The following is a 6,167-nucleotide window of genomic DNA, read 5'->3' as shown; positions in this document are numbered from 1 at the left end:
TATTTTAAAAAATTTTTTTTTATTAAAAAAGATTTAAAAAGTGGAAATATTACATAAAATAAGAAAATTTAATATATTTAAGAATAAAAAATTTTTTTTAAAAAAAAAACCCCCCTATGCAGTTAAGCATATAAAAAATATTACTAATAATTTTGACTTAAATTTAAGGAATAGAATTTTTAGCTAATTTTATTAACTTAAAATATTCATAATTTACTTTTCTTTTTAAACTAGTTAATCCTATATTACAAAGCTCTTTAATAGAGTATTTTTTTACTAAATTATTTAAAATATATGAACGAGCATATTTTTCTTCTAATTGTAGAATTTTAATTGCTTTATTTTTTTGTTTTTGAATTGTATGTTTAGATTTTCTTGATAATAACGCTGCATAAATATGTCTTTCTTTTGCTTGTTCTTCAGCTTCAAAAAATGTTATTTTATTTTTCCCTTGTTTTTCTAACTGACTATTTATCCATTTTAATTGTTTTGTCCTAACATGTTCCAGTCTATTTTGAGAAATATTAAATAGCATAAAAAAAAGCGGTTTTAAAAAAATAATTTTGGGAATATACATTTTTAAAATTTTATCCCATACTTTTTGACAACTAATTAAACCAATAGGTTCCATAAATTGTGTAATTAATCTTGAAGCTCTAGTAATAGATTTATTTCCTGCACTAGAATATGTAGATAAACCACATACATCTGATAATTTTTCTACAGAAGCCATTACTAAAGTAGAAACTATATTAAAATGATATAACATAGCTTGAACCATAGCTCTTAAAGCGCGTGCGCGATGTTCGTTTAAACGTCTTACTCTTGGCGGAAGAATACATCCTGTAACAGGATGTTTTAATTGATTAGTATAATAAATTTCATTTCGAGCAACATCTGTTTGAGCTGCACATTTCATAGCATATCTAATAAAAGCTGGACGTTTTTTACGATTTTCTGGTTGAATAAATTGTGGATATGGATTATATACATATTTTTTTTTTATCATAAATACTCACATTAAAACTATCACAAATATGATAGATAATCATCAATAAAATAAAATAATTTTTAATAAAAAAATTAATATAATTTATTAAAAATTAAATAGAAATCTAAAAAACTTTAAAATAATTATTGTTTTATTTAAATTAAATAAATTAACTTTTTAATTTAATTAAATATTATTTTTTCTTTTCTAATTCTTTATCTACTTGCTTAGATTTCCAAATATAATTTAATACATTTATCATAGCTTGAGCAGAAGCTTCAATAATATCAGTAGCCAAACCAACTCCATGAAAATTACGTAATTTATATTGTACTACAATATCTACTTTTCCTAATGCATCTTTCCCTTCACCATTAGCCTCTAAATGAAATTTTTTTAAAATAATAGGATATAATGTTGCTTTATTTAAAGCTTGATATATAGCATCAACGGGTCCATTACTTGTTGTAGCTTTTTGAATATTGGTTTGAGAACCACACATTAAAATAATAGAAGCTACAGACAAACCAGATAATTTAGATTGCACATCAAAATATTCTAATTTAAAATATTCTTCAATATTTTGTTGTTTTTTAAAAAAAGCTAAAGCTTCTAAATCATAATCAAAAATCTGTCCTTTTTTATCTGCCAATTTTAAAAAATCAATATATAATTCATTTAAATTATAATCACTATTTTGATATCCCATTTCTTTCATACGATGTTCTATAGCAGCTCTTCCAGAACGAGAAGTTAAATTTAACTTACAAGTATTTAATCCAATAGAAGTTGGATTAATAATCTCATAATTTTCTCTATTTTTTAGTACACCATCTTGATGAATCCCAGAAGAATGTGAAAATGCATTTTTTCCTACAATTGCTTTATTTAATGGTATTGGCATATTACAAAATTGACTTACTATTTTGCTAGTTCTATAAATTTCTTTTAAATTTATATTAGTGAATTTTTTAAATCTTTTTTTATGTATACTTAAAGCCATGATTACTTCTTCTAAAGCAGTATTTCCGGCTCTTTCACCTAATCCATTAATTGTCCCTTCAATCTGTGTTGCTCCAGCTTCAATTGCACTAATAGAATTTCCTACCGCCATTCCTAAATCATTATGACAATGAACTGAAATTATTGCTTGATTAATATTTTTAACAGAATTAAATAAAGTAGAAATTATTTTTTTAAACTGTGTAGGTGTAGTGTATCCTACAGTATCAGGGATATTAATTGTAGTAGCTCCTGCTTCAATAACAGCCTCTACAATACTACACAAATTATCCAATGATGTGCGTCCAGCATCTTCACAAGAAAACTCAATATCAGATGTATATCTCTTAGCTCTTATAATAGAAGAAGTAGCCATGTCGATTATCTCGTTAAAACTTTTTTTTAATTTGGAGAATATATGTAAATTGGAAGTTCCTAGAAAAAGGTGTATTCTAAAATTTATTGCTTTTTCCATTGCTTGAGCTGCAACATCAATATCTTTAGGCATACAACGAGCTAAACTACAAATTTTACTTTTTTTAATTATTTGAGAAATAGATTGTATTGATTTAAAATCACCTGGAGATGAAATAGGAAATCCAGCTTCAATAACATCTATTCCCATTCGTTCTAAAGCTAAAGCAATTTGAATTTTTTCATTAACGGTTAAACTTGCTTGTAACGCTTGTTCACCATCACGTAACGTTGTATCAAAAATAATAATTTTTTTGTTCATATTAATACTCCAAAAAATAAAATAAAAAAAACAAAATTATATGTAATAAAAAAATTTTATATAAAACCCAATAAAATTTTTATATTTTAATATAAGAATTTTATTGGGAAAAATATTAATTAAAAAAAAAATTAATAATTATTAGTAAAAAAATAATATTGATATTTATTTTTTTCGTATGAATCTATTTTTTTTTCATATTTTAAAGTAAAATCAATGTTATCAAAATTATACATAATACATTGTTTTTGTATTATATTAATTGAAAATGGAATACTGTTATTGTCAATAAAAATTTTTTCTTTTAATAAATTAATCATACAAATAACATTTTTTTTTTTTTTGATTATAAAAAATAATTTATCTATTGTCTTTTTAGGAAGAGAAATTAATAATAATCTATTATTTAAACAATTATTTAAAAAAATATCTGAAAAACTTTGTCCAATTATTACTTTAAACCCATAATCTAACAAAGACCAAACAGCATGTTCTCTAGAAGATCCGCACCCAAAATTACTTCTAGTTAATAGAATACTAGAATTTCGATAAATTTTTTTATTTAATATAAAATTAGGATTTTCTTTTGTTCCTAATTCATCTAAAAATCTCCAATTATGAAATAAATGTTTACCAAACCCTTTTTTATTAACTTTCTGTAAAAATTGTTTAGGAATAATTATATCAGTATCTACATTTGATATATCTAAAGGAGCTATAAAACCAATATGTTGAGTAAAGTGTTTCATATAATATCTTTATAAAATTTATGAAAAGAAATCATTAATTAATGTTTACAAATTTACCGTATAAAGCTGTCTGTGCAGCTAACCATGGGCTCATTAAATGAGTTCTCCCATTAGCGCCTTGCCTGCCCTCAAAATTCCTATTACTTGTAGAAGCACATCTTTCTCCTGGTTTTAATTGATCTTCATTCATTCCCAAACACATAGAACATCCAGCGTGTCTCCATTGAAAACCAGATTTTTTAAAAATCCTGTCTAACCCTTCTTTTTCAGCTTGTTTTTTCACTAAACCTGAACCGGGTACAATTAAAGCTTCTATGTTATTTGCTATAAATTTATTTTTTACTACTGATGCAACAATTCGTAAATCTTCAATTCGAGAATTTGTACATGAACCAATAAATACTTTATTTACTGGTATGTTTACTAAACTGGTGCCTGGTTTTAATCCCATATACTCTAAAGATCTTTTTGTATCTTCTAATAAATTTTTATCATTAAAACTATTTAAATCTGGAATTTTATCTGTAATAGAAATTACTTGAGATGGATTAGTACCCCAGGTTATTTGTGGAGATAAATTGGATATATTAATTGAGAAATTTTTTTCAAAAATAGATTCTGGTCCTGATTTTAAATAACTCCATTTTTTTATATATTCCTTCCAAGGTCTATTTTTAGGAATAAAATTTTTATTTTTTAAATAATCATAAGTAATACAATCCGGTTGTATAATACCCGATTTTGCACCCATTTCAATAGCCATATTACAAATCGTCATACGACCTTCCATGCTCATTTTTTCAATAATTGGCCCTGTAAATTCTACTACATAACCTACACCACCAGAAGTACCTAATTCATTAATAATTTTTAATATTATATCTTTAGAATAAATATTATCTTTTGGTTTTCCATAAATATGAATTTTCATATTTTTCATACGATTTTGAGATATAGTTTGTGTAGCAAAAACATGTTCTACTTCTGAAGTACCAATCCCAAAAGATAATGTTCCAAATGCTCCATGTGTTGAAGTATGCGAATCACCACAAACAATAGTCATTCCCGGTAAAGTCATTCCTTGTTCTGGACCTATTACGTGTACAATTCCTTGATTTAAATTATTTAAATCATAAAATGGAATATTGAATTCTTTACAATTTTTTATTAATGTTTTAATTTGTTTTTTTGCCATTTCTGAAGATAAATTAATATCTCTTGATAATGTTGAAACATTATGATCCATGGTTGCAAAGGTTTGATTTGACCTACGAACAGTTCTATTTTTTAATCTTAATCCATCAAATGCTTGTGGAGATGTTACTTCATGAATTAAATGTAAATCAATATAAATAATTGGTGTAATATCTTTTTCTTCATGAACTAAATGTGAATTAAATATTTTTTGATATAATGTTGTTTTCATTATTTTATTATCTCAGATAATGTTTTTGCAATATTATCACCCATTTGATTGGTTGTAATATAATTTTTCCCATCAGAAATATCTAATGTTCTATATCCTTTTTTTAAAGTATTTATTACTGCTAATTCAATAAATTGAGCTACATAGTTGAGTTTTAAAGAGTATTCGCATAATAATGCTAAAGAAAGAATTTGAGCAATAGGATTTGCTATATTTTTACCTCTTAAGTCTGGAGCTGAACCACCAGCAGGTTCAAATAAACCAAAAAAATTTTTATTTAAGCTGGCGGAAGGAAGCATACCAACAGAACCTGTTAACATTGCACATTCATCTGATAGAATATCACCAAATAAATTTGAACATAAAATTACATCAAATTGATTAGGATTTTTGATAATTTGCATTGCAGCATTATCTACATATAAATGAATTAATTTTACTTCAGGAAAATTTTTAGAAACTTTTGTTACAACTTCTCTCCATAAAGAAGAACTCTCTAGTACATTAGCTTTGTCTATCGAAAAAACTTGTTTTCTTCTTTTTAAAGATAATTGAAAAGCAATATTAGCAATTCGCTCAATTTCTTTAGTGGAATAAATTTCTGTATCAAAAGCAGAAATATTTTTTTTATCAAAAGTATTTCTACCTTTAGGTAATCCAAAATATATTCCTCCAATTAACTCGCGAATACATAAAATATCAAAACCATCTTTTATTATTTCTTTTTTTAATGGTGATAGCTGTTTTAAAGCAAAATTTAATTTAATAGGCCTAATATTCAAGAATAAGTTAAAAAATCGTCTAAGTGGCAATAGAGCGCCTGTTTCGGGCTGTTTATCACGAGATAAACATGTCCATTTTTCTCCACCTACTGAACCAAATAAAATTGCATCAGATTTTATACATCCATCTAGTGTTTCTTTAGGTAATGGAGTTCCAAATTTATCAAATGCAATTCCTCCAATATCAAATTCATGTGTTTTTATCTTAAAATCAAATTTTTCATTTATAACATCTAAAATTTTATATGTCTCTGACATAACTTCAGGGCCAATCCCATCTCCAGGTAGAATTGCTATATTAAATATATTTTTCACTTTTTTTATTGCCTTCTTAAGAATCTTTTTATAAAAAAATTTATTGTATTAAAGTATACTATATAAGATATAGTGTGTCTTTATTTTTTTCTTTTTTTTTTTTTATAAGTTATTTTGCATGTATTTCTATAAGAAGCATATATATCTTTTTTCAACATGCATCTAA

The 6,167-nt window shown here is 25.0% G+C and carries 5 protein-coding genes; all 5 read right to left on the bottom strand.

The window, feature by feature from the left end; all coding sequences use genetic code 11:
- Positions 1-163 precede the first annotated feature (163 nt).
- A complete protein-coding gene (gene repA, locus BUCICURV3402_RS02070; protein ID WP_154029441.1) occupies positions 164-1,009 on the bottom strand; it encodes a plasmid replication initiator RepA in 846 nt (281 codons plus the stop codon).
- 175 nt (positions 1,010-1,184) lie between these two features.
- Entirely contained in the window at positions 1,185-2,729 is a 1,545-nt protein-coding gene (gene leuA / locus BUCICURV3402_RS02065) for a 2-isopropylmalate synthase (RefSeq protein WP_154029440.1), read from the bottom strand.
- A gap of 131 nt (positions 2,730-2,860) precedes the next feature.
- Positions 2,861-3,478: a 3-isopropylmalate dehydratase small subunit gene (leuD, locus tag BUCICURV3402_RS02060; RefSeq protein ID WP_154029439.1), complete on the bottom strand. Its 618-nt coding sequence runs from the start codon at positions 3,476-3,478 to the stop codon at positions 2,861-2,863.
- A 34-nt stretch (positions 3,479-3,512) separates the two neighbouring features.
- A complete protein-coding gene (leuC, locus tag BUCICURV3402_RS02055) occupies positions 3,513-4,904 on the bottom strand; it encodes a 3-isopropylmalate dehydratase large subunit (RefSeq protein WP_154029438.1) in 1,392 nt (463 codons plus the stop codon).
- Complete coding sequence (gene leuB / locus BUCICURV3402_RS02050; RefSeq protein WP_172598555.1) at positions 4,904-6,001, bottom strand: 3-isopropylmalate dehydrogenase; 1,098 nt, start codon at positions 5,999-6,001, stop codon at positions 4,904-4,906. Before leuB ends, leuC begins: the two co-directional genes overlap by 1 nt.
- Positions 6,002-6,167: the final 166 nt, after the last annotated feature.

This window comes from Buchnera aphidicola (Cinara curvipes) (genome assembly GCF_900698915.1).
In the GTDB taxonomy this organism is placed as follows: domain Bacteria; phylum Pseudomonadota; class Gammaproteobacteria; order Enterobacterales; family Enterobacteriaceae; genus Buchnera_F; species Buchnera_F aphidicola_AY.
The sequence above is the reverse complement of the archived record's forward strand: the minus strand, read 5'-3'. Positions and strand labels throughout refer to the sequence as shown.